This is a genomic window from Paenibacillus sp. PL91 (assembly GCF_012935325.2).
GTDB lineage: Bacteria > Bacillota > Bacilli > Paenibacillales > Paenibacillaceae > Pristimantibacillus.
Genome location: NZ_JABBYG020000001.1, coordinates 81,400 through 106,804 on the forward strand (window position 1 = coordinate 81,400; position 25,405 = coordinate 106,804).

The 25,405-nt window shown below is 49.2% G+C and carries 20 protein-coding genes; 10 read left to right on the forward strand and 10 right to left on the reverse strand.

Annotated elements, in window-relative coordinates:
• The first annotated feature begins 37 nt into the window (after window positions 1–37).
• The 5 genes from HI950_RS00415 to HI950_RS00435 all read left to right on the forward strand — a co-directional run bounded on the left by HI950_RS00415 (window position 38) and on the right by HI950_RS00435 (window position 3,103).
• A complete protein-coding gene (locus HI950_RS00415) occupies window positions 38–340 on the forward strand; it encodes an iron-sulfur cluster assembly accessory protein (protein WP_169082094.1) in 303 nt (100 codons plus the stop codon).
• 37 nt (window positions 341–377) lie between these two features.
• Window positions 378–602 carry a YuzB family protein gene (locus HI950_RS00420; RefSeq protein WP_053376957.1) on the forward strand — a complete coding sequence of 75 codons (225 nt, stop codon included), beginning with the start codon at window positions 378–380 and terminating at the stop codon, window positions 600–602.
• Window positions 603–703: 101 nt separating this feature from the next.
• Window positions 704–1,318: a DUF3990 domain-containing protein gene (locus HI950_RS00425; RefSeq protein WP_169082093.1), complete on the forward strand. Its 615-nt coding sequence runs from the start codon at window positions 704–706 to the stop codon at window positions 1,316–1,318.
• Window positions 1,281–1,580: a hypothetical protein gene (locus tag HI950_RS00430; protein WP_169082092.1), complete on the forward strand. Its 300-nt coding sequence runs from the start codon at window positions 1,281–1,283 to the stop codon at window positions 1,578–1,580. Before HI950_RS00425 ends, HI950_RS00430 begins: the two co-directional genes overlap by 38 nt.
• Window positions 1,581–1,666: 86 nt before the next feature.
• On the forward strand, window positions 1,667–3,103 hold the full coding sequence (locus HI950_RS00435; RefSeq protein WP_169082091.1) for a PDZ domain-containing protein: 1,437 nt from the start codon (window positions 1,667–1,669) through the stop codon (window positions 3,101–3,103).
• Between the two features lie 525 nt (window positions 3,104–3,628).
• Here the strand turns inward: HI950_RS00435 and HI950_RS00440 are convergent.
• Entirely contained in the window at window positions 3,629–5,662 is a 2,034-nt protein-coding gene (locus HI950_RS00440; RefSeq protein ID WP_169082090.1) for an LTA synthase family protein, read from the reverse strand.
• 24 nt (window positions 5,663–5,686) lie between these two features.
• Entirely contained in the window at window positions 5,687–6,832 is a 1,146-nt protein-coding gene (locus HI950_RS00445; RefSeq protein WP_169082089.1) for a THUMP domain-containing class I SAM-dependent RNA methyltransferase, read from the reverse strand.
• Between the two features lie 145 nt (window positions 6,833–6,977).
• Between HI950_RS00445 and HI950_RS00450 the strand changes: the two genes are divergently transcribed.
• Window positions 6,978–7,607: an O-methyltransferase gene (locus HI950_RS00450; RefSeq protein ID WP_169082088.1), complete on the forward strand. Its 630-nt coding sequence runs from the start codon at window positions 6,978–6,980 to the stop codon at window positions 7,605–7,607.
• A 335-nt stretch (window positions 7,608–7,942) separates the two neighbouring features.
• Here the strand turns inward: HI950_RS00450 and HI950_RS00455 are convergent, their stop codons facing one another.
• The 8 genes from HI950_RS00455 to HI950_RS00490 form a co-directional block, all read right to left on the reverse strand.
• Entirely contained in the window at window positions 7,943–9,163 is a 1,221-nt protein-coding gene (locus HI950_RS00455; RefSeq protein WP_169082087.1) for an MFS transporter, read from the reverse strand.
• 61 nt (window positions 9,164–9,224) lie between these two features.
• Entirely contained in the window at window positions 9,225–9,905 is a 681-nt protein-coding gene (locus HI950_RS00460) for a DUF4956 domain-containing protein (RefSeq protein WP_169082086.1), read from the reverse strand.
• Between the two features lie 11 nt (window positions 9,906–9,916).
• A complete protein-coding gene (locus tag HI950_RS00465; RefSeq protein ID WP_169082085.1) occupies window positions 9,917–10,627 on the reverse strand; it encodes a polyphosphate polymerase domain-containing protein in 711 nt (236 codons plus the stop codon).
• A 1-nt stretch (window position 10,628) separates the two neighbouring features.
• Window positions 10,629–13,739, reverse strand: a complete 3,111-nt coding sequence (gene pelG / locus HI950_RS00470; protein ID WP_169082084.1) for an exopolysaccharide Pel transporter PelG — start codon at window positions 13,737–13,739, stop codon at window positions 10,629–10,631.
• Window positions 13,715–15,160 carry a GT4 family glycosyltransferase PelF gene (gene pelF, locus HI950_RS00475; RefSeq protein ID WP_169082083.1) on the reverse strand — a complete coding sequence of 482 codons (1,446 nt, stop codon included), beginning with the start codon at window positions 15,158–15,160 and terminating at the stop codon, window positions 13,715–13,717. The genes pelG and pelF overlap by 25 nt, the downstream gene beginning before the upstream one ends.
• A gap of 5 nt (window positions 15,161–15,165) precedes the next feature.
• Window positions 15,166–17,001: a DUF2194 domain-containing protein gene (locus tag HI950_RS00480; protein WP_169082082.1), complete on the reverse strand. Its 1,836-nt coding sequence runs from the start codon at window positions 16,999–17,001 to the stop codon at window positions 15,166–15,168.
• Window positions 17,001–17,906 carry a hypothetical protein gene (locus tag HI950_RS00485; RefSeq protein WP_169082081.1) on the reverse strand — a complete coding sequence of 302 codons (906 nt, stop codon included), beginning with the start codon at window positions 17,904–17,906 and terminating at the stop codon, window positions 17,001–17,003. The genes HI950_RS00480 and HI950_RS00485 overlap by 1 nt, the downstream gene beginning before the upstream one ends.
• Entirely contained in the window at window positions 17,899–20,085 is a 2,187-nt protein-coding gene (locus HI950_RS00490; protein ID WP_169082080.1) for an NAD-dependent epimerase/dehydratase family protein, read from the reverse strand. Before HI950_RS00490 ends, HI950_RS00485 begins: the two co-directional genes overlap by 8 nt.
• A gap of 238 nt (window positions 20,086–20,323) precedes the next feature.
• Here HI950_RS00490 and HI950_RS00495 point away from each other — a divergent pair, with 238 nt between their 5' ends.
• The 4 genes from HI950_RS00495 to hemG all read left to right on the forward strand — a co-directional run bounded on the left by HI950_RS00495 (window position 20,324) and on the right by hemG (window position 25,348).
• Window positions 20,324–21,733: a DUF4832 domain-containing protein gene (locus HI950_RS00495; protein ID WP_169082079.1), complete on the forward strand. Its 1,410-nt coding sequence runs from the start codon at window positions 20,324–20,326 to the stop codon at window positions 21,731–21,733.
• A 144-nt stretch (window positions 21,734–21,877) separates the two neighbouring features.
• Window positions 21,878–22,948, forward strand: coding sequence for a uroporphyrinogen decarboxylase (gene hemE, locus HI950_RS00500; protein WP_169082078.1), 1,071 nt, complete (start codon window positions 21,878–21,880; stop codon window positions 22,946–22,948).
• A complete protein-coding gene (gene hemH, locus HI950_RS00505) occupies window positions 22,941–23,894 on the forward strand; it encodes a ferrochelatase (protein ID WP_169082077.1) in 954 nt (317 codons plus the stop codon). The genes hemE and hemH overlap by 8 nt, the downstream gene beginning before the upstream one ends.
• Window positions 23,895–23,899: 5 nt before the next feature.
• Window positions 23,900–25,348, forward strand: a complete 1,449-nt coding sequence (gene hemG, locus HI950_RS00510; protein WP_169082076.1) for a protoporphyrinogen oxidase — start codon at window positions 23,900–23,902, stop codon at window positions 25,346–25,348.
• Window positions 25,349–25,405 lie beyond the last annotated feature (57 nt).

Here is a 25,405-nt window from a genome sequence, read left to right on the forward strand (position 1 = left end):
TGCCGCAAGGCATAACGATAAGAGGAGCTGGATAAACATGAACTGCAAAATTTCTAAAAACGCTGCAAAAGTTATTCAAGTAGAGCTGGACAAGCCTGAGAATGCAGGCAAAAAACTGCGCGTCTACGTTACTCACTCGCATGGCGATCATGCGCATTACGGCATGGGCATCGACGAACCGACGGAGAAAGACGTTGTCGTCACGACTGACAAAGGAATCGACGTTATTTTGGAGAAGGACAACGCTTTTCTAGACGGCGTACGCATCGATTATTTCTATGTGCCGGAAGAAGGCTTTGCCGTTACGAATCCAACCAAGGGCAACCACGGCGATCACTAAGCAGCATCCGAATCTGGTTGAAATAGGAAGTTGAATAATGGCTAACGATATAATGGTTTGCGACAAATGCAAGCATATGAAGATGAAATCAATTGTTCCCAAGCTGCAAAAACTGGTGCCTGACACGGAAGTGCGCGTCGGCTGCAAATCTTACTGCGGACCCTGTGCCCGCTACGCATTCATATTTGTTAACGGCCGTTATATAAAGGCGGCATCCGAGGATGAAGCGATCGAGAAGATTCTTCCGTATATCAAAAAATAACATGATCTATATGGCTGAACACACAACAAGACCCTGCGATAGCTTTCATCGTAGGGTCTTTGCGCAAATAAAGGCTATTGCCATTCGAAAGGAGCAAAAGGGTGGATATTACGACGCCACAGCTGTTATATCACGGCACGACAAGCGATACGGTGCAATCGTTCAGTCAAAAGCTGTTGAATTCGCCATATTGGCGGCCGGGCAAAGATTTTGGAGAGGGCTTTTATACGACGATATCGGTTGCGCAAGCTCGCAAATGGTCGCATAAGGCGGCAAAGGAGTCATGGGATGGAGGCCGTCCATGCGTGCTGGTTGTTGAGCTGACGTCGGTGCCAGAGCGAGTAGAGCCGTTGTTGTTTCTGTCCGATTCGCCGGCATGGGCTTCCTTCATCTATGCTCACCGAAAGGCAACAGACAAAGGGAGCGATCCCTGCGAATCTCATCCAGACATTATAATAGGTCCGATGGCGGACAATGACACTGGAAAAATCGTACATAAAGCAGTACAATTAAATAAAGATGATCATTGGTTTTATGAACAAATTACGATTTCGCGCAAAGGCACGAAGCTGGATTCGCTTCGGCTAGGCAATCAGGTCGTCTTTTGCTCCGAGCGTTGGGAAGCTCATTTGAAGCTTGTCGGCTACCATATTTATACGGGAAGCAGGTGGATCTATCATGAAAGCGAAAACGCAGGTCAGGTTAAGCTTGTATGAGCGTGGAATTGTAGAGGCGCTGGCAGCTGAATATGGCTATACGCTGGCAGATGCAAGAGTGCTTGTCGTCGAATATATCGAGGTCGTGCGCAAGCTCGTAGGCTATGACAATTGCGGTGAATATGCGCGGCTGCTCGATCGTGCGCGCCGCATGAGCCATCCTCCTTCGCAGTGGCTTGAGCGAATTCAAGATATAGAGAAGGGCGAGCTGAGAGACAGGGGCATCGAATTGGAAGAGCGCCAATATTTGCAAACGAAGTAAGACCCCGCGATATGGATCGTCGGGTCTTTTGTTTGTTTTACGGCTGAGGCATAGGCTAGTCAGAGGAAGCTTAGGGGGAAGAACAGATGCTGAAGCCAGCACGCTATTATTTATTTGGACTCGCTCTTGCCGTAGCTTGCTTGGTTGCGGCAGAGCTTATTTGGCTGCCGGCGCCGATTAGAACCGGCAGCGGGATGCAATGGATCGAAATGATTGATCGGTTGTTCAACTTGCTTGCGCTCGTTCCGCTCAGCTGGGCGTTTGGAGCTTTGCTAGGCATGCGGCAGCAGCGTAGAAGGCTTGGTTTTTTTCTATTATTGCAGCTATTGCGGCTTGGAATCGCCGTGCTAGGTGTTATCGGAGCGTGCTTCGTACTGTTTGTGCCCGAAAAGCTGTTCCAGCTGCTTATTGTTATAGGTGCTGCGGCACCTCTTGTTTTTGCAGATATGCTGCTCAGCGAGGCGTTGGAGCGCGTGAGTGCAGCAAAGCTGCCACAAGAGGGGGAGCTGCCTTCAAACGAAAGGAGAAGGCGTTTAACGCTTCTGTGGATGCCAAAGAGAGGCGCTGCAGCTTTACTTATTACCATTGTGCTGTTAGTAGCTCTGCTCTGCCCTACAGGCTATAGGGTCATGTACCCTGGCATGACGCTGAACATGAACCGGTATGCGCATGTCGAAGGCGGCAAGCAGGGCGGAACAATTAATGGCGTACTCGTATTTGATAGGCCGGCTGTACCGGCAGATTGGTTGTTTGCGAGGCTTCTGCCATTGTACAGCTTCGAGAAAATACCGGCTGATGAGCCTCCGCTCGCGGAATCCTATGCGCAGGTCGTTCTTATGAAGACGGATGCGAATAGCGTGGCTGCCGCGGTTGCAATGCAGAAGGCTGGTATAGGGAAAGGGATAACGGCGGATGGTGTCAGAGTGATTGCCATCGTAAAGGACAGTCCAGCTGATCAACGGCTGCGGGCAGGCGATATTATCGATCGCCTGAACGGACAAGCCGTGCGTTCGATTGCAGATATGACGGCCTATATGGCAAATACCGTTAAACCTGGCGAAACGGTTGCTGTTACGCTGCAAAGAGACGGTAAATCCGTCGAGGTGGAGGTTAACACCAAGGCATCGGAGGATGATCCGAATCGGCCCATATTCGGAATTTCAGTACAAACGGAGCTGCTTCTTGATATCCCTCGCAGCATCGATTACAAACGGTTCATGGCGCATATCGGAGGGCCATCACATGGCGCGATGCTGACGCTCGCGCTTATTGATCAGTTGACGCCCGGTGGCGTCACGCACGGCATTCAGGTAGCAGGTACAGGTACGATAGAAGCGGACGGCTCTATTGGCCTTATCGGCGGCATTAGGCAAAAGGCCTACGCGATCAGCCGCACAGATGCCGACGTATTTTTTGTACCGGAGGCGTTAGAAGAAGAGGCTCGCAGCGGCGCGCCTGATTTGAACATCGTGCCGGTGAAGACGATCGATGATGTGCTGGGCTGGCTGGCACAGCATGGGTAGTAGAAAAAGGGCAGTCCCTTCGAGTCGATGACTCGGTGGGACTGCCCTTCTTTTGTTTATGCAGGTTGCTCCTGCTATGGAGGAGGCACTTAGTCATGTCATGCAGCTTATTTAACACGCGGAGACGTTGCGTTGTAGTTTCTGCAATAGAATGGCGTAAGTTTGCCGATTGGCGTGCACAGGCTGCAGTTTGTACGGCAGAATGAGCTCCAATTGGATATTTATCAGGTAAAGTGAAGTAATCTGCTGCATATCTGCAACGTAGCTCGTTTAATTTGCCGGCATGTAAGGTTTCTGTTGTAGAAACGGCAGTAGAAACGAGAATAGAAGACGCAACATAGACGGTAACAGAAAGCGTAACAGAGACAGTATCAGAAACCGCAACAGAGACCTCAACAGAGAATAGAGACCGCAACAGAGTAGCAGAGTTCGCTATAGAGACCCGCAACAGAGATTGCAATAGGACTTTACCGTGTCCATCAAGGGGTTAGGTTCCAGTTAGCTTTGTTAAGGCATTGCCGTATATTACCGTTGAGCAGTTTCTAAATCGCTATTGCCGCGTGCTTCCGTAGCCGTCTGCACCTTAAAGTCATTGATTAAATCGTTCATGACGATTTGGTCGGACATGTTCAGCTCGGTGCGAGCACTCTCGTACTCGCTTAAGCAAGTGTTCATTTCGCCAGGTGCGCTGTTTTGAATGCTCCAGCAGGTTCCGTTCCTCGCCACACCGTCGGTAGAAGGCTTGAAGTAGAAGGAGCCATCGGTAAAAGCACCGTTTCTTAGCACGACTTTTTTGCCAATGAGCGGCGTGTCGGTCAGAAGCGGGGTTCCGATCAGGTACTGGTCAGCGGTTGAAATACCCAGCAAATGCATAATCGTAGGCGTAACATCAAGCTGTCCGCCAACCCCGGCATACGTTCCTGCATGCTCATCCCGCGGTAAATGCACGAGGAAAGGCACCTGCTTCAAAATCATTTGGCGTTCCAGATCATTAAGCTCCTTGCCAAGGAATGTCTCGAACAGCGACCAATCCTTAATGGAATTGTCGTGATCCCCATACATCGCCAGAATGGTGTTGTTCCAGAGTCCTTCCTTTTTCATGCGATCGACAAGCTCGCCGAGCGCGGCATCCACATAATGAATCGCCTGCAAGTAATCACCCATCATCGTACCCTTGAGCTCGCCTAAATCAAGCTTTTTCTCCGCTGCCGGCAACGTATACGGATGATGGCTGGAGAGCGTGATCAAGAACGAATAGAAGGGCTGCTTCTGCTCGGATATAACATCAAGCGATTGCCTAAAGAAAGACTTGTCGCCAAGCGCCCAGCCGATTTTCTCATCCAGCGTAAAATGCTTTAAGCTGTAAAACTGATCGTATTGCATATTGTGATACATCGTGTTCCGATTCCAGAAGCCGCCCTCATAGGAATGAAAAACGGATGTCCCATAATCGTTTTCCTTCAACGTCTTGGACATGCAATCGAACTCATTCGGCGCATATTGGATGAATACGGAGCCGTTCGCTACCGGCTGCATCGAGCAGTTAGCGGTAAAATCAGCGTCCGACGTTCTTCCTTGGGCCGTTTGATGGTAAAACTGGCTGAAATACGCGCTTTGCCGGGTAAGCTCATTCAGGTTAGGCGTAATCTCTTGACCGCCAATCGACTTGTTGATCATAAAGTTTTGGAACGCTTCAAGCTGAATCATTAAGACGTTGCTGCCTTTATAGGCGCCGAATAACGCGTCCTCCTCGAGAGCGCCGCGAAGATCGCCTCGGGCTTCGATCCATTTTTGAGCTTCGGAGGATTGCTCGGCCGTAACGGTCTCAGCATCGAGCCAGTTTTGCTTCACATAACGGTACACGTCATAGCCGTGAAAGCCAAGCGCTCCCGTTACATTATAGATGGAGAGGTTCCACCAGTTGCCGACAAATATGCCTTGCCCCCATGTTCGCTTGGCTTCGTTCACATTCGTGAACACAAGCGATGAGCCGATTACAAAAATAACAGCGCTAAGAACAACGCGGACGATCGCTTTTTGCCAAATGGCTGTCTTCCGTTGATGCTCATTTGCCCGGCGAAGATCGCCGCGGCCACGCCATATCGCATAAAATGCAAACGGAACAATGACAATCCAGTCAAGGAAAAGCAAGAAATCCCTCGCGTGCAGCAGCGTTCCGATGCTTTCGCCGAGAGAGTCGACTTGACTGAATTGGAGCAGCACAGGGACTGAAATCAAATCTTGAAAGTAACGATAATAAATGAGATCGGCATATAAGACAAAGGATGCGATCACATTTAGTGCGATGAGAGAAATAATCCGCCCGCGTGCGGGCAGCCATATCGTCCAAAAGCTGAAAAGCAGTACGGCACCGAGCTCAATCAGAGCGTCTTTGCCGGTCATTTTCATATTGGCGACATGAAGAATTTCTGAGAACAAATACAGCTTGGCAAGCATTACGCCAGCAAACAACAGCAGATCGGCAGCTTTAAGACGCTCAAGCCAAATCAGAACGGTGCTCATGCCAAGGCGAAATGGCGATTGCCTTGTAGATAACATATATGAAATATCCTTTCTATTTCGTTACTGCCGATTTCCGCGAGGGGGAAGCGGACCGAAAAATTGCAGGTAGTTACATTCAATGCGTCCATTGAACAGCTTCCGCTTCTTGTCGGCGGGACGGCCGAAATAATGCTCAATCGTTGTGGAAGGGCTAATCGAGAAATACGACCACGTTGGATAGTGCAGCGCAGTAAGGCCGAATTGACGAAGGGCGGCCTCCGCTTGTACATCATCGCCGAGCCGTTCGCCATATGGCGGATTCGTAATGATCACGCCGTAATCGCCTTGCAGCTTTACCTTGGCAACAGGCTGAACGGAAAGCTTAATCTCTTTGCCAAAGCCAGCTTTTTTAATGGCTGCCTCAGCGATCTCGATCGCGCCCGGGTCAATATCAGAACCGGCAATCTGAAGCGGAATGTCATCCTTCACTAAATCAAAGGCCTCATCGCGCGCTTCCTCCCATAGCTCATTTGGAATAAGCGGCCAGCCTTCACTATTAAAGCTTCGACGAAGTCCTGGCGCAATATTCCATCCAATCATCGCAGCTTCAATTAAAATGGTGCCAGATCCGCAAAAAGGATCATAAAGCGGCCGTTCTGGACGCCAACGGCTAAGCTGAACGAGAGCTGCGGCAAGCGTCTCCCGAATTGGAGCTTCAGTAGCTACTTTGCGGTAGCCCCGTTTATGCAAGCCGTCGCCTGTTGTATCGAGCGTGAGCATCGCCCGGTCATTCATCAAAGTAACCTCTATAACGTATCGTCCGCCGTCCTCGGGGAACCATTCGGTTCCGTAGCGATCGCTCATTTTATCGACGACGGCCTTTTTAACGATGCTTTGACAAGCTGGAACGCTTGTTAGCTGTGACTTTTGCGAGCGGCCGTTAACGGGAAATTCGCCGTCATTCGGAATCCACGTCGGCCAATCGAGCGCTTTTGTGCCTTCGAACAGCTCGTCGAATGTGGTCGCAGGAAACTCGCCCATTTTAATAAGAATTCTGCCTGCTGTACGCAGCCACAGGTTGGTACGGCAAATATCGATCGGACCGCCTGTGAAATTAACGCGACCGTTTTCTACTTGAAGATCGGTATAACCCAAATCCTTCAGCTCGCGTGCGACAACCGCCTCAAGCCCCATCGGCGCGGTTGCGATTAGCTGTAACTTTTCCATTTTACACTCTCTTTTCATCAATTCTTGGTGACAGAAGCTGTCGCATTTAAAGCCAAAGCTTGTAACCCGGTGAACAAAATCATACAATCAAGTATAGGACAAACTAGGTTGTTATTACAAATTGTAAATTGGAGAGAGAAGAACAATGTTGCTGAACGAACAATATGTCGATTCGCTTTATGGGGCAGATGCCGATCTTGAACGCGCAAAAGCGGGAATAGCAGCGAACGGAATGCCGGATATTTCGGTTGCTGACGGCTATGGCAGGCTGCTTACAATGCTTGTATCGTTATCGAAGGCTGAGAATATCGTTGAAATAGGGGCGCTGGGTGGATATAGCGGCATTTGCTTGGCGCGCGGGCTGCGAGAGGGCGGAAAGCTGGTATCGCTTGAGCTGCTTCAAAACTATGCGGATCTAGCCAAGGTTCATATGGAAGCGGCTGGGTTGGGTGACAAGGTAGATTACATGGTGGGCGACGCGAGGCAAAGCTTAGAGGAGCTGAAGTCAGCTGGCCGGAAGTTTGATTTCTTCTTCATCGATGCGGATAAGGAAGGCTACCCGGCCTATTTGGATTATGCGATCGCCTTAGCTAACCCTGGAGCCATTATTGTAGGCGATAATATTTTGCTGCGAGGCAGAACAACCGATCCGGCGAAAGAGGGGCCTTCCGTTCGCGCTGTACGTTCCTTTAATGAAACGATCGCGTCAGACGAGAGATTGCAGAGCACGGTGCTGCCCGGATATGATGGTCTCGCGATTGCAATCGTAAAGTAAGTTTAATTAAGAAAGCACAGAGCCGCTTCGTTTTTTGTTGAAGGGGGACAGTGCTTTTTTTTGTTGCTGTAGGGTTGTTGTGATGCTGCTTCTAGTAATGTTGCTGGAAAACAGGAGCAGCTATGCGCGCTTACAGAGTGAGTTCGGCGTGTGCAGATGGGCGAAAGGTCGCTGTAAGCACCTATTTGCGTACCGATAAAGTTAGTGTAGAGAGGTGACTGTGTACATGCTACTAAGTCACCAAGCTACCAAGTTGGCGCTCAAAAAGAAATGTGACGTGAGAATTTGGATTACTCCAACGTCTCGCGTCACTTCGTCTTTGCTATTGAACGGCGTCAGCCGTCCTTGCTCTGCTGTTTCTGTGGCCGCTTGCGCAGCAGCGACTGCCATACCCATCCTGCGTTAATCATTAGCATAACCGCGGAGAGGACGAACAAGCCTTGAATGCCAATCAAGCCGGAGAGGGCGCCGCCGGTGATCGGACCGATCATGTTGCCGAGGCTCATTGTGCTGGTGTTAAAGCTGTAGGAACGGCTCTCCATGCCGTCCGGTGTGTATTTGCGAATTAGGGAGTTTACCGCTGGAATAAGCCCCCCAAGAAAAATGCCAAGCACAAAGCGAGCGAGCAGCAATTGCCAAACCGTTCCAGCCAAAGCTTGCGGGATAAAAGCAAGCGAGGCACCGACAAGCGCGACCCCGAGCACACGCTCCGCGCCAATGCGGTCGCTGAGCTTGCCGAGCAGCGGCGAGGCCACCAAATTGGAGAGGCCTGTAACAGAGCCGACAAAGCCGGCAAAGAAAGCAAGGTTAGCGGTAGTGCCATGAAGCTCCTGTACGTAGAGCGGAATAAGCGTCATCGGGCTCATCATCGCAAATTGGATGAGAAACGTAACCGCAAACAAGGCAGTTAGCTGCGGAATGCCGCTTAGCTTCCGAAAGCCTTCAATGACGGATGCCTGCATGCGGGCAGCTGCCTTCATCCGGTCAAAGGGCTCTTTTACGACGAACAAAGCAAGCAGCGAAGCCGCAAAAAGCAAAGCCCCCGTCAAATAGAAAATGGGGCGGAAGCCGATCGTATCCGCCATTAAGCCACCGATGAATGGACCAAGAATCGTTCCCGCAATACCCCCGGATTGAATCGTACCCATCGCGAAGCCCATCCGATTTTTTGGCGTCGTTGCCGAAATCAATGCGATTGAGGCAGGATTAAAGCCGGAAATCGTACCATTTACCATTCGAAGCAGCAGCAGATGCCACGGATTGGTGGCAAAGCCCATCAACACCATAACGATCGACATGCCGAAGCCAGAGCGAAGCAGCATCATTTTACGACCGTATCGGTCGGCCATTTTGCCCCAAATCGGTTGGAAAATAAACGACGTAACAAAGTTTCCGGCAAAAATAAATCCAGCCCAAACGCCGATCTCATGCTTATCCGATAAGCCTAAATCAAATTGCAAATAAAGAGACAGGAACGGAATGATCATCGTCATCCCAGCCATAACGAGAAACTGTCCGAACCACAACACGACCAGATTTTTTTTCCATTGTTCCATAAGCGAATTATAACATAAGTTTTATTGAAACTTCATTTAACCATTAATCGTAAAGCAGCTGCTACTGCGCGTAATCGCCAGTATAATTAATAAGCGAAACGTCGATTACACCATCAATTGCGGACAATACGTTCACAAACGACGTATTGTCGTCCCGGAGTCGGATTTCAATCGTCATCTCAATGTAATCTTTACGGACTGTTTTCGACTTAAGGGTGTAATTTAGCTTGCGGATCTGGGACCGAACCCCTGTTATCGCTACCTCTGAATGACGAATAATGAGCAGATATGGCTGCTCCCGTACTTTGCGTCTAGATAGCCATATGAGCGCCAGGCCGATCGCGAGCGAGCCAATCAGGGCAACCGGATACATTTTTGCGCCTGTCGCAATGCCTACGGATATCGCCCAGAACATATAGACGATGTCGAGCGGGTCCTTCACCGCTGTTCGGAAACGGACGATGCTGAGTGCGCCGACCATGCCGAGCGACAAAACAATATTCGTGCTGATTGTCATAATAATTAGGGCAGTAATCATCGTCATTAACACGAATGTCACATTGTAATTGTAGCTGTAAACGACGCCTCGGAATGTTTTTTTGTAAACATAGAAGATGAACAGGCCGATGCCGAACGAGGCGATGAGACCGATCAGAACGTCGATATACGAAACACTGCGGAACGCTTCTAAATGAAGCATGCTCTTCTTGAATAGATCTTGAAAGTTAACGTTCTCTCCCATGTGCTTCACCTCTATCGTTTGAAATGTTGCTTGGCGGTTTCTCGGCATATGACATACTTCGAGATGGCAGACCGATTGCTTGCATGCGGACTGGCCAGCACACGAATCATCTCTGGCAGGTACTCGTTGTATTTGACCTCTAAGATCGTCCGAGTCGGATCCAGCGTTTCCGTTAATATTAGTCCGGGATCAAATAAATCGTACGTATTAATCCCTGCAGCCAGCCGTTTGTCAAAGGTGATGCGAACATCCCCATGCTCATATACGTAAGCTTCCCTTGTGTAATCGACGATGGATGCAGGGCGATAGTCATCATGCACGAGAGCACGGTAAAAGTCCTGCACCAGCGGAATGGTCGAGGAGTGCAGGCATGACGCGTCCCCCCTCAAAATCCGATCGTAATCACTCCTAGCAAGGCTTGCCGATTCCTTGTTTACGTATTCTCCGAATTTGTTCTTTCGCTCCAGCTTGATCGTCTTGTCGCTTCCGTTATAGATACGGATGCGGTATTTGTGGCGTCGGAATATACCATTCGATTTATCAAGCAAGGCAATGTCTTGAGGATTGTCGAAATAGAGGCTGCGGATGCCGTAGCCTTCTTCGCCGATTGCGTGAGAATCAAGAGGCAGCAGGGCGTTTACGCGCTTCCGCAGCGTCAAATACTCATGTGGGTGCAAATAATATTTCAGCTCATGCCTGAGCTTTCGTCCGAGAAATTCCAAGTTACTTCACCTTCGCTTCCCTTACTCCGTAAATGCGATTGCCTTCTATGTCAAAATAAATATCGAAGGCGGTTTGTTTGTGTCCAGGCTTATCGCGAGCGATAACTTTCCAATAATAGGTGCCCGGGGAGAGCGCAAGCTCTACCTTCGTGTCTTGTAGATTTAGCTGCTTATGGACAATTCGGGTGAAGGCAGGGTCCTTCGCAACCGTTAAGTCATATAAAATATCGTCTCCTTGCAAGTCGAACGCAGGATCCCAGAAAAACGTCTGCTTGCCATCTTTAGTCGCAACATCCCCGAGAAAGAAAGGCTTAGGCTTTTGGATATCCTTAGTGAATCGTTCTAGCGATCGGAGCGGAACACCTGCGATCCGTTCGTATTCCTTGCCCAGCTCATCGACCTGAATCGACATGAAGTTGATATCTGGCGCCCGTTTGATGAATGGCTCAGCAACGCCTCGCAAAGGTTCTAGCATTTGTCTGACAGATTCGTTATTGATCGTTACATACAACTCGTCGAGCTTGTCTTTCAGCAACCGGACATGCGCTTCGCTGCGGAAGAATCGGTTATGCAGCCGACTTCCCCAGAAGTTGCTAATTCCGTTTTCGTAACTGTCGATGCTGCTCGCATCACGTGGCAGTTCCCAACCGCCGTCATAGTCCCAGGGGAGGAAGTACCATTTGCTCGAATTAAGTGGTGAATAGAGCAGGAAGTTTTGAGAGGACGTATCCATATTGTCCATCAAAATGTTAGCGGCGAGCCAAGTTAAATAATTATCAAGGTCAAAATGCTTCTCGAATACGTCTTCGATCGGAATGGCCATATTGTTTACGTCGTCCAGCATGGCAAGGAGCTTGTCGTGGTCCTCACGCCCGTTAATTTCAAGCCGCGCCTCGAACGCTGCTTTATTGTAATTTGGATCGCTTTGTGATTTAAGATCGTCCGGGTAACGGAAAAACTCGAACATGACCGCTTTGTACAGCTGGCCGTACGGATCGAGCCAGTGGTTTTTCAGAAACATTTCATTCGGCTGCTCAATTTGCGTAAACAAGCCATAGTCCTCGAACGGCTTGTCCGAATTGCCGCCTTCGGTCAGATCTTTGACGTAAAGTTGTACGAACTGCGTACGAAGGCTGGTAATATTCGGCAGCGTCTCCAAGATATCAAAGCTAAGCTTGTTACGGATACGAGAGGGATCGAACGCGTGCTTGTTCAGGTTGAGCGTCCGTTGATCATGCCAGAGGCCGGACTGATCGTTTAGCTTGATTTTGTAAGACCGCTGAGATGCGTATCTTGACGAATTGCCGCGAAGAGTGATTTTTCCGTTCGCATCCGTCATACCGTAACCGAACATGCCTGATTTTGGTCCGCTCCCATCGGCCGAGCCTTCCTGAACGATGACATTCAGATCGCCTTCTAGCATACGTTCACGTATCCGGTTGAGTGAATACCACGTCAGCGGCTCCTTTTCGTCTGTGTCCTCTGGAAGGATGGTGATGTACATCGGCACGACTGACCTGTCGTCGTCACGCTCGAATAGCTTTTTATCTTCGGTCAAGCCGTTACTCTTCACGACGTTAGATACGTCTGGCTCAACGGTGTTCGCTTCCGTCTGCGCATCTATGCTGCTGTTGTCCGAGCATGCGGAGAGCAGCACGACGATACCTATGAGAAGCACGGCGGTCGTTGATGCTTTGCCGCGCCATCGCCTCAAGAAAGACGATTTTCGAGAAGTCGTAATCGGCTGGGAGCAGAACGTGTAGTAGTCGATATTACGCACGTACAGCATCAGCCTGCCCAGCGACATGGCGAGCGTCAGCAGCGCGGCGAGAAACAAGCCAAGTCCGTGATAGCCGGCGTGCATCGTCCAAAACGTAAATGTGGCATTCAAGACAACGAATAGGCCGCTTATGATCAATACACCTTTACGGTCATCGAAGTAAAGCATCATCAGCATGACGATAAAGGAGGTAATGAACAGATAATAACCGAGCACTAAAATAGTAAAAGCATAAAATTGTTCCATCGTCAGGCCGATTGCGGGGAGAATCTTAATGCCTAGCGCCAGCGATACGACGGTAAAGAGCAGCTGAACTTCCATGATGAAGCTGATTTCTTGAACGAGCGTACCCTGCATTTCTTTTTTGGCTATTGTAATATCGGTTAGCGTGCCGCCGTTTAATATTTTGTTATAGTAGGCGCGGAATTTCTCGTAGAAAGAGGTTTCGACTGACACGACGAAGGTAACAAGCGTCGGAATAACGGTCAGATAAGCGTAAAAGACCGGCAAATCAAAGAATGGCGAAATGATATAATGCTCGGCGACGCGAAAATGTCCAGGTCCAAGCCAATAGATGAAGCTGTGGATGTAGACGCCAGCGTAAAAGAATGTCCCAATAAAGAACAGCGACGGATACTTGCCGAGATAAGAGAGAAAGCTCCAATATATCCGGCTTTGCTTAGGCGGGAAAAACTGTTCGAAATGCCTTGCAGACAGAAGGATGACGATAAAGAAGCCGGCGACAATTGCGGACAGAACGGAAGCTGCGCTGTCATACGGAGTAAAGGAGAGCAGCAGCCATGCACCGATCGTCGCACAGACCACTCCGATCAGAAAGCTTCTTACAATCCGTTTGTAATCCTTGAGCGCAGATAGATGCACCGTTTGCAGCCAAATGATGATTAGCTCAGAGAACAGTAAGTAAGTAACTATTTTATAGCCGAATCCGACTGGCATACCGCGTAGAAATAACCAAGCAGTCAATGCACCGAACGGCAGGCAGACAGCTATCGAGCCGTAATAGGAAGAGAGCAGATGCTCATATTTTTTCAAATACATCATGTCAGCGATAAAACGGGTTAGAACCATCGACAGCCCACCGGTAATCAGTACGGAGAAGATGAAGCAGTAGACGATAGTCGTCAGGAACAGCTCTTTCTCCAGAAAGGGTACGCCCGATAGCGTCATCAACCACTGCATGCCTACGACCATGAACATACAGAGCATCATCGGTCCGATCGTCGTCAGAGACGAGTAGGCGTAGGCGATTGCGTTATTCATAAGTCCCTGGCCGTTAAAGAGTTTTCTCAGTTCGAAGCCGATGCCTGCCATCGTTTTCCCTCCTCGTAATTCGAATAAACCTTGCGGTAATCCTCAATAAATTTTTCGCGTGTATAGGTGGCAGTGGCGCGCAAAAGCCCATTTCTACCCATTTCCTCTCGCTGATTGCGGTTTTTGCATAGATTAATGATCGCAGCCGCCATCTGGTCGTAATGCATGACGGGCACCACGATGCCTGCAGGCCCGATCCCGTCGTCAAGCCCCTGAAGCAGCTCTTTACAGCTGCCGACATCAGTCGTTATGCATGGCTTGGACGCTGCCATTGCTTCCAGAACGGCAAGCGGCATACCCTCGCTGACGCTCGAGAGCAGAATAATGTCCATCCTTGCTAGATAATCTTTGATCCGAACCGAACCCGTGAAAATAATGTCCGTTACCTGCAGTGTCTCTACCAGCTGCAAGCATTCCTCATAGTACTCTTCGTTCTCTTCGGCAGGACCCATAATGTATAGCTCGGCTTCTGGAACCTCGCGCTTGACGAGAGAGAAGCTTTGAATCAGCGTCTTGATATCTTTGATCGGCACGATGCGTACGATGGCGCCTAAGCGGATTTTCCCGTTTTCGCCAGCCGGAGGGCCTGCGATATCAGCGTAATCGGAAACATTGACGCCGTTTGGGATGATTTTGATTTTATTCTCGTCGCAGCCAAGCTCGATTTCAATTTCCTTGTTTCGATTAAACAGGGTAATCACTTCATCGGTAGATTCATAAGCGGCTTCAGAAAGCCGGTAGAAATATTCGATCCACAGGTCTTTGAAGTAGCCTTTGACCCAAGCCGCCTTAATGATTTCTTCCTCGCGCTCTCTCGAGTAGATGCCATGCTCCGTCAATACATAAGGAGCGCCGTAAAGATGCTTGGCGAGCGCTCCGACAACGCCGGCATATCCGGTCGATACGCTATGATACAAGTCAGCCTTTGGAATGTCGCTTCGAATAGTCTGGAAAAGGGGAAGGACCATAGAACGAACGGTCCAGAACATTTCCGTAAAGGGAACTTGGGCATATTTATCTTGGCAAAGCTCAACCAGTATATCGAAAAAATCCTTGCTCATTAGAAAATCCGCCGCTGCTCGCAGCTTCTTGGCCCGGAGCAGGTCGAAGATACCGCTCCAATTGACTTCGCCGCCCGCACCAAGAAGGGAGCGGATTGCGTTTCGTTGAGCATCCGATAGACGGAACCTATGGCCGCTTTCGCCATGCTCATTCAAATACGCGTCCAGAAACAGCTCCTTTACCTCGGCAATGTTGGGAGGCAGCGTATACTTGAACTGGCCGCGCTGCTTCTCGTTTGCAACGATTGCGAAGATTACGAATTCATGCTCAGGCATATTCGTAACTAATGAATGAATCCAGCTTGATACACCGCCGGTGATATGAGGGTATGAGCCTTCAGCAATGATGCAAATTCGCATTGTCGTTAATCTCCCAGTTCGATGTCAAATTCCGCTTTTCCGGCGGTTATCATATAAATGCCTTCGTCGATTTTACGGACCGTGCAGCCTTGCTGGGATCGAATCGACTGTTCTGTCCGTAGAATGAAAAACGCCTCGCTTCGGTAGGGTTGAATCAAGCCGTGCAGCGTCTGTCCGCTGCGATTCCAAGTGACGTTGCTTGATAGCACTTCCGCCATGCTAATCGCCGCTTTAGTCGAGGTCAACGGCCTAAGCCATGGATACGTTTTGTCCAATCGGGTCAACATTTCCGCATATTTCTCATACAGCTTATCCCATTTCAAGCCACCGCTGCGTTCCGCGTTGAGAAGGTCATCCGGATGGATAAAGTGGGAGAAGATGCCGAGCGAGGTCATCGTACTCGCTTCTACCCACCTCTCGAAGCTGCCTTCTGTGTAACCAGAAGTCGCGCGCGGCATTTCGAGGATGCCATCCTCCGCAATCTCGTATTCCTGTACGTAGGAGAGCTCAGAGGAGTCTTCGGCGTAAAGTGAGGCTATAACCGCGATATCCGGCCAGCCCTTCTTGAGCGCCTCCCTGCCTTCTTGACTAAGCACGTTGGATGGAGGGACGTAAGTAAACATCGTATAGTTCGGAAAGGCTTTCCTCGTGAAACGGACCGCTTCTTCAATGGATTCCGCCATCTCGTCGGTAGTGCGCCAAGCATGATAACCAAATTCGTCCGCGACTTTTTGCGAGAGCACAAGCGATTGGTGATTGTAGCCGTGGAGCCCGATTTCTCCGCCGCTCTTAAGCACTTCGCGTCCATAAGAGATGAGGCCTTCTTCGTCGGCATCTTTAGGAGAGCTGAAGGGAGGCTTAGTCTCATCGTTGTAGGATTCAATTAGAACGGCTGAATAGATAATGTCGAATTGTTTTGCGGCTTTGAGCATGTCGGGCCACCATACATCCCGGAAGAAGGCGGGTCGGTCTCTGCGGTAATCACGATAGATGTCTACGTCAACCGTTTTGCCGATTGGGGCAGGGAAATCGTCGATATACATAATTTTTGAGTTAAAAATCGGATAAATAAAATCAGGCAGCAGCATTGAGACGGCGCCTGCAATCAGACCGCGATTAATTTTTTCCTGAAGCATGGTGCCGTTAAACACCATGAACTTACCTTCCCCGTATGGGTAATCCCACAGGAGCGGAATACCGGTTGCAGTCGTAGCAAGCACGCGGCTCTTCTCGTCGAGCGATACGCTCATGACCGGGTTGGAGATGAACGGATCGTCAATAACGAGACCACTTTCGCCTATCAACACATTGGAAGTGAGCTTTATGCCTTGGGCATCGACAATGTCACCTGCATCGAGTATCCCCATCTTCCGGTACAAGCGGTAAAATGCATCATCCTGCTCAGGCTGTACGGTGAAAAAAACGTGTCCTCCCTGATTGACATAGTCGGCGAGCGTCTTCGTCTCTCCAAGCAGCCCTAGCTGTTGCACGGTTATAAGCGCCGCGTCACACGATAATGGGCTCAGCTCATCCTGCCGAATGTCGATAGCTATAACGGGCTTCTTCATATATTGAAGCACCTGCTGAGCTTGATTTTTCACCTTTACGCTGTATTCATCTGCAGCATCGAACGCTATGCAGTAAGGCGAACCAGTTGGCTTTACAGCCTGAGCACTTGCGACAGCAGCTTTCAACTCTTTAACGCTGTCGTTTATTTGTTCATTGCGACTGAACTGGAGGACAAATTGAGATTGGGTGATTTGTACGCCGATCGCAAGCAGCACGACGCTGATAATAATAAGATAGACGTTTCTGTTCAATCTGATTTTTGATTTCATCATTATCCTCCTTCCGACCAGAATCGAACGGCGGTAATGGCCTTGCTCGACAACCGGATGGATGACTGCTTCAATTGCTCGAGCGTCTGCTTCAGTTGATCAATCGAACGTAAAGTGAAATAAACGTTCATCAAGCTGAGATAGGCATCCTCGCTGCGCGGGAAACGACTGATAAACTGTTTGGCTGTCTGCTCGGCGGCAGCATATTCGCCAAGGTCTAATTCCATTTCCAGCTTGTTCGTATACGCATCGGCCGAATCGGGGTCGGCTTCAATCAGATTCCCAAGCACCTCGGTGTAGGTGTGCTTATGCTTGAGCATCGTCCGGTCATCGAGGAATCCGCTTCGCATATAGCTTTTCAGAACATCAGCGTAAGAGGCGAGCAAATAAGCGTCATGTTTGTTGTCCTCATATTTGACCGCCAGCTCCTGCAGCGACAGCGTCAGCTTGCGTTTGATCTCCATAATCGCGCTGACGGCATAATGGGATGTCTCCGTATCTTCGTTGCTGACGGCAAGTCGAAGCACCTCTAAATATTCCAATGAGTCCTGCTTCAGCAGATCGATCATCGTTCGCCTTCTATTCGACAAATCGTTCACGAGAAGCGCTTCTTCAAGTGGGACGACGTTCATTTCCTTCTCGGTTTCAGGTTTCCTGTACACGCCGGCATGTCCGATCAAATCGTCTATAGAAATCGCTACGTCCAAGTCGGCGATACGGGCTGTAGCTAGACTTGCGTTCTGTTCATGCCACCGTTTCCGCCAAAATAAGGGTAGAAGGAAGCCGATTACCGGGAGTGCTGCAGCGAGTATGAAACGGAGCAGCCACTCCCGCTTGTCTTTTTTGTGGCGGATGCCGAGCAGGAGGCCGCACAAGAGCAAGTAAGCGATAAAAATGAGATCAAGCATAGTGTAAATCCTCTTTCACAATGTCAAGTTTGATATTGTTCGAATAGAACCGATCCAGCACGAATGCGGCGTCCTGCTGACCGGAATTGCTAAGCAGGACGAGAAGCTGTCCGTCTAGCCCGAGGCCTATGTAGTCCGTTTCCCGCAGCGAGCGTGAAATTTGATTGGCAAGATCCGGCGGGACATCGGCAGCAAAACCAGCGGAGAGCAACACGAATTCGACGCCATGCTTATAACTGGCAATCTTCTTGCTAGCGAGAATTTCAGCGAATACTTCCGGCTTCAACACCTGCGATCCTTCGAGGAAGCGCTGGCTGCCAGTCGCCTCCACGTAAGAGAGCGCACGGGATAAAGAAGAGGATATGAGGTCAACGGTAATTTTGAACAAATTCTGGTAATAAAGCGAAAAGTTATCGAATTTCATTCCATGCAAAGACACGACAGCGACCACTTCGCCGTTGCTTACGACCGGCGCTGACAGCAGCGGTGAATTAGCAAGCAGTTCCTTGTTAATAAAAACCTTCTTGCTGACGAGTAATTGCATGATGTAAGGGCAATCTTCAACTTTAATTGATTTGGACGCCTCAAAACCTTTGCCGCTTGAGCGTGCAGCGAGCCGCAGGTAACTTTTGTATTTATTTACGGTATAGATGGTTACGGCTTGCGATTTCATAATCGATTCAAGGACACTTATCGTAGAATTAAAAATTTTCTCCGGTTCTAAGCTATCCAGCTCTTTGGTAACCGAATAAATTTTGCCGAAGCTGTCGCCATTGTTCATGATTTGCTGCTGAAGCTCTTCCTTCACGACGCGCGTCTCCTCGTAAACCTCATTCAGAAACGTGTATTTCTCTTGCAGCGCGTTGAACTGTCTCTCTTTGTTTTTTATAGCTAGCGTTCTTCGGTCAATCGAGTACCCGACGACCAAACCGACAAACAGATAAATGGCGATCTGGAAGAAAAGGTCGGTACCATAAAACAGAGAAATAAGGTCGTATCCGTTTTCTAGCAGCTGGTATGTATAAAGTACAACGGACAAGATGACAGCAGTGATCGATTGACGATTTCCATATACAATGCCAATGATAATGATATAGAAAAGCTTGATATCTATGAAATTGAACTGAGTATCTTCAATAGAGAAAGTCAGCCAAGCCGCAAGAGCAAATGCCAGCAAATTTTCAACATATGGAATTGCTGCTTTCACGGCACGAGCAACGAGGGAGGGGCGTTCATTTTTCGGCTTTGCGATTACTTTATCCGGTTGACGATCGTTCATGAACCATTCATAAGTACGTTCGAGCCCTTCTTGGAAGCTGTATTTCGGCGCCCAATCAAGGTCGTTTCCAATATGGGTGTTATCAAGTGCAGAGTGTGAAATATCGCCTTGCCGGCTATCGCGATAGGAGATTGACACTGAGTTGTGAAGGCTGCGAAGCGCTTCGGTCAGATCGTTCACACTATTCTCAGTATTGGTGGACAGGTTATAGACGCCGGACAAGTCGGAATAGGAAGACCGATAAATCGCGTCGGCGACATCCTCAACATAAATAAAATCTCTTGTTTGCTCCCCGTCGCCGTAGACAAGCAATTCCTTGCCCCCAGTCGTTCGTTCCATGAATATGGAGACGACTCCGCCTTCGCCGTGGCTACTCTGACGGGGACCGTACACATTCGAGAAACGGAAGCAAAGCGTCTCTAAATCGTAAATTTCCTGCCATTTCAAACAGTAGGTTTCGCCAATCATTTTGTTGATGCCATAAGGTGAAATCGGGTTGCATGGCGCCGTTTCCGGCAGAGGAAGTTGATCGTTCATTCCATACACGGCAGCGGAAGAAGCGAAAATAAATTTTTTGACTCCGTATTTATGAGATAATACGAGCATATTAGATAGGCCGAGTACATTGGATTTTGTATCCTGTCTCGGATTTTCCATCGAGGTTGCTACGCTGACTTGCGCGGCTAAATGGATAACGACATCAAAACGGTTATTGCGGAAAATTTCTTCGCAATTGCGTTCTTCTATTGATAGTATGTATGATTTATGCTTGAAATCGACATTTCGTTTGCTTCCAGATGATAGATTATCTAAAATGGAAACCTCGTACCCTTCTTTATTGAACCGTTCTGCTACAAAGGAACCAATAAAGCCATATCCGCCCGTAACAAGTACTTTCATCAATCATCACTCCAAAGCGAGAAATCCATTCGACATCTTTCGCTATTATAGCACTTTCTATTAACAATTTGTTGAAAATATCGACCTGACTATTATAGCTATAATCTCATAAAATATTATTTCATGAAACCAAAGGCCTATATTTAAAATAACCTGATACAAATTTATAGGCACAATTATCCATAATGATTGTGTCGAATTCCACGATTTGATTTAATGAGATAATAAAGGAGGTTGTATGGTGTTTAAACGACGCAGGTTATTGACGTTTATTGTCGTTTTTTTGATAGGCGCATTTGGTCTTTTTGTAGGCAGAGGGCTTTATGCAGGAGCGCCGATACCTCGTATTTCGTTCTCTCCCGTTGAAACGGACGAAGTATTAGCAAACCCTTATATGGGTTTTTCGGTCGATGCGAGATATGTCGATGCGAAACAGCCATTTCGGCTTGCGCATGCCAATTTGACATGGAGCGAGCTTGAACCGATTAAAGGCAAGTTTGCGTTTAATGAGATTGAGAGCAAATATAATTTTTCCTATTGGAAGCAGAAAGGCGTGAAGCTCGTCATACGCGTAGTTCTCGACTATCCAAGAGAAGACGCTCACCTGGATATTCCGAATTGGCTCTATCTAGAAACGGGTAAGAAAGGCGTCTTGTACGACACCGACTATGGTAAAGGGTTTAGTCCGGATTATAATCAAACGTCATTGATCCGAAACCATGAAAAACTTATTGCTGCATTGGCCGAGCGATATAATAATGATCCGCTCATAGCCTTTGTTCAGCTAGGAAGCTTGGGACATTGGGGGGAGTGGCATACACAAAACGACAAAGACGCACGCATCCCGTTTCCGCGGCAGGCCGTGTCGGATCAATATGCGGGGCATTATTTGAAATATTTTACGAAGAAACCGTTGTTAATGCGCAGGCCGCATGCGATCGCGGCAAAGAACGGACTAGGGTTGTATAATGATGCGTTTGGCAAGCGCGACGCTACTGTGGATGGATTTTTGAGCTGGTATACAAAAGGCTATACTTCGTGGCTTACGCAGGAGAAGCAGCCGGCTATGCCGAACTTCTGGACGAAAGCGCCGAGCGGAGGAGAGTTCGCGGAGGAGAAAAAGTTTTTTCGCGATGCGGCAATTGAAGAAACGCTGCGGCAAGCTAGGTTGACGCATGTCTCATGGATGGGGCCGAATGCGCCGTCACAAGAAGAGCCGGGCAGCAAGCTGCAGGCGAACATCGACCGGTTTTTGAAGACGATCGGTTACCGCTTTGTGATGACAAAGGAGACGCATGAGGCTTCAGTCGATGCTGGAGGAGTCCTTAATGTGACGATCGATGTAAAAAACCGGGGCGTAGCGCCGTTTTATTTCCGGTGGCCGTTTGAACTGACACTTAGCGACCAGAGTGGGCAAATAGTAGCGGTTACTAAGCCTGATATTGATATCCGAAAATGGCTGCCAGGAACATATAGCGCTTCAATAAAGCTGAACGTCCCTGCATTTTTGCCTACAGGAGAATACACGGTTAATGCGGCCATACTCGACTTAGAGACCGGAAATCCGGGAGTTGAGTTTGCTATTGAAGGCAAGCGGGCAGATGGTCGATATACGCTAGGCTCTGTTATCGTGAACGGTACGGAATAAGATAAAGGATTCATATATTTTTCATGCAGCGTGCAGCCGATTGTCATACTATTGTCATAGGAAGCGGATTAGCGGCGGTTGTTAGGTTTGCTGAAAAAGGGCATAATGGAAGCATAGGAAAATACATAGAAATGGGGAACGGGAATGTCTTATAACGACCGTTTCATACGGGCTTGCCTGAAGGAACAAGTAGATCAAATCCCTGTATGGTACATGCGGCAGGCAGGAAGATACGATCCTGACTACCGCAAAATAAAAGAAAAATATTCGTTGCTTGAAATATGCAAGCAGCCGGAATTGGCGGCGGAAGTAACGATGATGCCAATTCGCAAGCTGGGCGTAGATGCCGCTATTTTATATTCGGATATAATGAACCCCGTCGCTTCGATTGGGATTGACTTTGATATCGTTGCGAATATCGGGCCGGTTATCGCGAATCCGATCCGCTCTGCTGCTGACGTTGAGCGTTTGAAGCCGATTGATGTAGAGGGCGATCTTGGACATGTTATCGAAACGATTCGTATACTAGATCGTGAGCTAGAGGTTCCGTTAATTACGTTTGCGGGTGCGCCTTTCACGATTGCGAGCTATTTAATTGAAGGAAGGCCTTCAAAAAATTATTTGCGAACGAAAGAAATGATGTACAGCGAGCCTGAGCTTTGGCATGAGCTGATGCGCAAGCTTGGCGATATGGTCATTACCTATTTGCGCGCCCATATGGCGGCTGGCGGCAAAGCGTTTCAATTGTTCGACAGCTGGGTAGGAGCTTTGACTCCCGCTGATTTCCGGAAATTTGTGCTGCCGACGATCGAGCGAATTTTTGCGGAGCTTTCGGATTTGCCGCAGCCGAAAATTTATTTTCCAGGCGTAAGCTCAGGCGAGCTGCTGCCTGAGCTGCATCAAGTGAAAGCGAACGTGATTGGTCTTGATTGGCGGGTGTCGATAGCGGAGGGCAGGCGCAGACTGGATAACGGATTTGGTGTACAAGGCAATCTTGACCCAACTATCCTAACTGCGCCGATCAGCGTTATTGAACAATATGCGAAGGAAATTATCGATAGCGGCATTGAGAAGCCAGGCTTTATTTTCAACCTTGGTCATGGCCTATTCCCGGAAGCATCGATTGAGAAGCTGGCTGAGCTGACCACATTCGTTCAAGCTTACTCAAGGAAAGCAATCGCAGCTCGCAGCCGGAAGGAGGCAAGTCATGTCTGAGCATAAAGCGAAGCAAATCGGCGTTCTCGTTATGTCCTATGGAACGCCGGAGTCTATGGATGATGTTGAGACGTATTACACTCATATCAGACGAGGAAACGCTCCAACTCCTGAGCTGCTAGCCGAGCTGAAAGGCCGCTATGAAGCGATTGTGGGAGGGGTTTTCCCGCTGAGAGAAAATACGAACGGTCAAGTAGCCGGACTGCAGGACAAGCTTGAGCAGCTGGCACCTGGCAAATTCGCTTGTTATCAGGGCTTAAAGCATGCAAAGCCATATATTGAAGACGGCGTTGAGCAAATGGCCAAAGACGGCATTACGCAAGCGGTAGGCATCGTGCTGGCGCCGCATTTCTCGACGATGAGCGTAGGCAGCTACATGAAGCGTGCGGACGAGAAGGGAAAGGAGCTTGGTATTGCGATGGCGTTTGTGAAGCAGTACCATATGCACCCGAAACTGCTTCAAGCGCTGACGGACAGAGTTACAGATGGATTAGGCAGGCTTGCTGCCGCTACGGATGGCGAAGAAAATGTGAAGGTGCTGTTCAGCGCGCACAGCTTGCCTGTTAAGATTCGCGAGCTTGGAGATCCTTACGAGCAGCAATTGCTTGAAACGTCCGCAGCTGTTGCGAAAGCGGCGAATGTGAAGGATTGGCAGTTTACTTGGCAAAGCGCGGGCCGGACGAGGGACCCATGGCTCGGTCCGGATATTTTGGAAACATTGCCTGTGCTTGCAGAGGAAGGCGTCAAAGCGGTACTCGTTGCTCCCGTGGGCTTCGTGTCGGATCACTTGGAAGTATTGTATGACCTTGATATTGAAGCGCAGGCTGCTGCGAAAGAGCTTGACATGACATTAGACAGAATTGCGATGCTGAATCGCGATCCATTATATATGGAAACATTGGCGGAATCGGTCATTGAGGCTTTGGCCAGCCAAGGGAAGGAATGAATGAGATGCGGAGAATCGGAAAACCTGATCGAATTGTCATTATTGGCGGAGGGATCAGCGGACTGAGCTCCGCTTTTTATTTGCAGCGGGAAGCGGAGCGGCAAGGCAAGGAGATTGAAATAACCATCGTAGACGGTGCTCCTGCCTTTGGCGGAAAAATTAATACGCTGCAGCGTGACGGATTCGTCATCGAAAAAGGGCCGGATTCTTTTTTGGCGCGCAAGCTGGCCATCATTGACCTGGCGACGGAGCTTGGCCTTGAGGACGAGCTGACGACTACAAATCCGGGGGCGAAAAAAACGTACATTTTGCATGAACGCAAGCTGTTCCCCATGCCGCAAGGCCTCGTGCTCGGCATTCCGACAGAGATTGGCCCGTTCGTGAAGACGGGCTTATTGTCATGGGGCGGCAAGCTCCGCGCTTTGCAGGATTTGGTGCTGCCGGTTCGCAAGGAGCAGAGCGATGAGTCGCTTGGCGGTTTTCTGGAGAGACGGGTTGGCAATCAAGTGATGCGCCGCATCGCTGAGCCGCTGCTAGCTGGCATTTATGCGGGTGATTTGAAGAAGCTAAGCTTACAGGCAACCTTCCCGCAGTTTGCGGCTGCGGAGCGCAAGCACGGCAGCCTTATTCGCGGCATGATGTTTAACCGCAAGGCGAGTGCTGCTGCCGGCGCACTGCCAGCCGCGGCGAAGGGAGGCACCTTCCTGACGTTTAAGGGCGGCTTGTCTACTCTCGTTAATGCGCTTGACAAAGCGCTTAGTCGTGCCGAAAGGCGGCTTGGCACGAAAGTGACAGAAGTTCGCCGCAATGAAGCCTATAACATGTCGGAGCCTAGTGATGAAGGCCGATATGAGGTTGTGCTGGATAGCGGAGAGAGGCTTCAGGCTGATCGCATTGTAATGACGGCGCCCGCTTATGATGCGGCGGAGCTTCTTGAGCCATTGACGGATTGCCGCGAGCTGCGCGCGATTAATTATGTATCGGTAGCAAACGTCGTGTTGGCGTTTGATAAGTCGACGTTTGGGCTTGATTTTGACGGATCAGGATTTGTAGTGCCTCGCTCGGAGGGGCTGCATATAACGGCTTGCACATGGACATCGAACAAGTGGCTGCATACGAGTCCAAGCGATAAGGTGCTGCTCCGCTGCTATGTCGGCAGGTCCGGCCAAGAGGAAAGCGTTAAATTGCCAGATGCAGAGCTAATAAAAGCAGTACGGCGTGATATTGAAGAAACGATGGGCATTAAAGCGGAGCCGGAGTTTGTGGAAATTACGAGACTTCCGCGCTCAATGCCGCAATATCCGGTGGGACATCTATCGAATATGAAGCAGCTTCGGGAACGTTTTGAACAGGAATTGCCTGGCGTATGGATCACTGGTGCGGCGTTCGATGGCGTTGGACTTCCGGATTGCATCAGACAGGGCAAGGAAGCTGCGCAGGCAATATTAAAATAAATTAAGCGATTTAGTTTCCCCGTGGAAGATGGAACCTTGCTATAATGGAAGAGTCTG

Excerpts from the sequence above, each read along its gene's own strand:
- HI950_RS00455 (WP_169082087.1), bottom strand. The coding sequence starts at position 9,163 with ATGGAACAATGGAAAAAAAATCTGGTCGTGTTGTGGTTCGGACAGTTT.
- HI950_RS00460 (WP_169082086.1), bottom strand. The coding sequence starts at position 9,905 with ATGGGAGAGAACGTTAACTTTCAAGATCTATTCAAGAAGAGCATGCTT.
- pelF (WP_169082083.1), bottom strand. The coding sequence starts at position 15,160 with ATGCGAATTTGCATCATTGCTGAAGGCTCATACCCTCATATCACCGGC.
- HI950_RS00440 (WP_169082090.1), bottom strand. The coding sequence starts at position 5,662 with ATGTTATCTACAAGGCAATCGCCATTTCGCCTTGGCATGAGCACCGTT.
- HI950_RS00435 (WP_169082091.1), top strand. The coding sequence starts at position 1,667 with ATGCTGAAGCCAGCACGCTATTATTTATTTGGACTCGCTCTTGCCGTA.
- HI950_RS00495 (WP_169082079.1), top strand. The coding sequence starts at position 20,324 with ATGGTGTTTAAACGACGCAGGTTATTGACGTTTATTGTCGTTTTTTTG.
- HI950_RS00430 (WP_169082092.1), top strand. The coding sequence starts at position 1,281 with ATGAAAGCGAAAACGCAGGTCAGGTTAAGCTTGTATGAGCGTGGAATT.
- hemE (WP_169082078.1), top strand. The coding sequence starts at position 21,878 with ATGTCTTATAACGACCGTTTCATACGGGCTTGCCTGAAGGAACAAGTA.
- HI950_RS00490 (WP_169082080.1), bottom strand. The coding sequence starts at position 20,085 with ATGAAAGTACTTGTTACGGGCGGATATGGCTTTATTGGTTCCTTTGTA.
- HI950_RS00450 (WP_169082088.1), top strand. The coding sequence starts at position 6,978 with ATGTTGCTGAACGAACAATATGTCGATTCGCTTTATGGGGCAGATGCC.
- pelG (WP_169082084.1), bottom strand. The coding sequence starts at position 13,739 with ATGGCAGGCATCGGCTTCGAACTGAGAAAACTCTTTAACGGCCAGGGA.
- HI950_RS00420 (WP_053376957.1), top strand. The coding sequence starts at position 378 with ATGGCTAACGATATAATGGTTTGCGACAAATGCAAGCATATGAAGATG.
- HI950_RS00480 (WP_169082082.1), bottom strand. The coding sequence starts at position 17,001 with ATGATGAAATCAAAAATCAGATTGAACAGAAACGTCTATCTTATTATT.
- HI950_RS00445 (WP_169082089.1), bottom strand. The coding sequence starts at position 6,832 with ATGGAAAAGTTACAGCTAATCGCAACCGCGCCGATGGGGCTTGAGGCG.
- HI950_RS00485 (WP_169082081.1), bottom strand. The coding sequence starts at position 17,906 with ATGCTTGATCTCATTTTTATCGCTTACTTGCTCTTGTGCGGCCTCCTG.
- hemG (WP_169082076.1), top strand. The coding sequence starts at position 23,900 with ATGCGGAGAATCGGAAAACCTGATCGAATTGTCATTATTGGCGGAGGG.
- HI950_RS00415 (WP_169082094.1), top strand. The coding sequence starts at position 38 with ATGAACTGCAAAATTTCTAAAAACGCTGCAAAAGTTATTCAAGTAGAG.
- hemH (WP_169082077.1), top strand. The coding sequence starts at position 22,941 with ATGTCTGAGCATAAAGCGAAGCAAATCGGCGTTCTCGTTATGTCCTAT.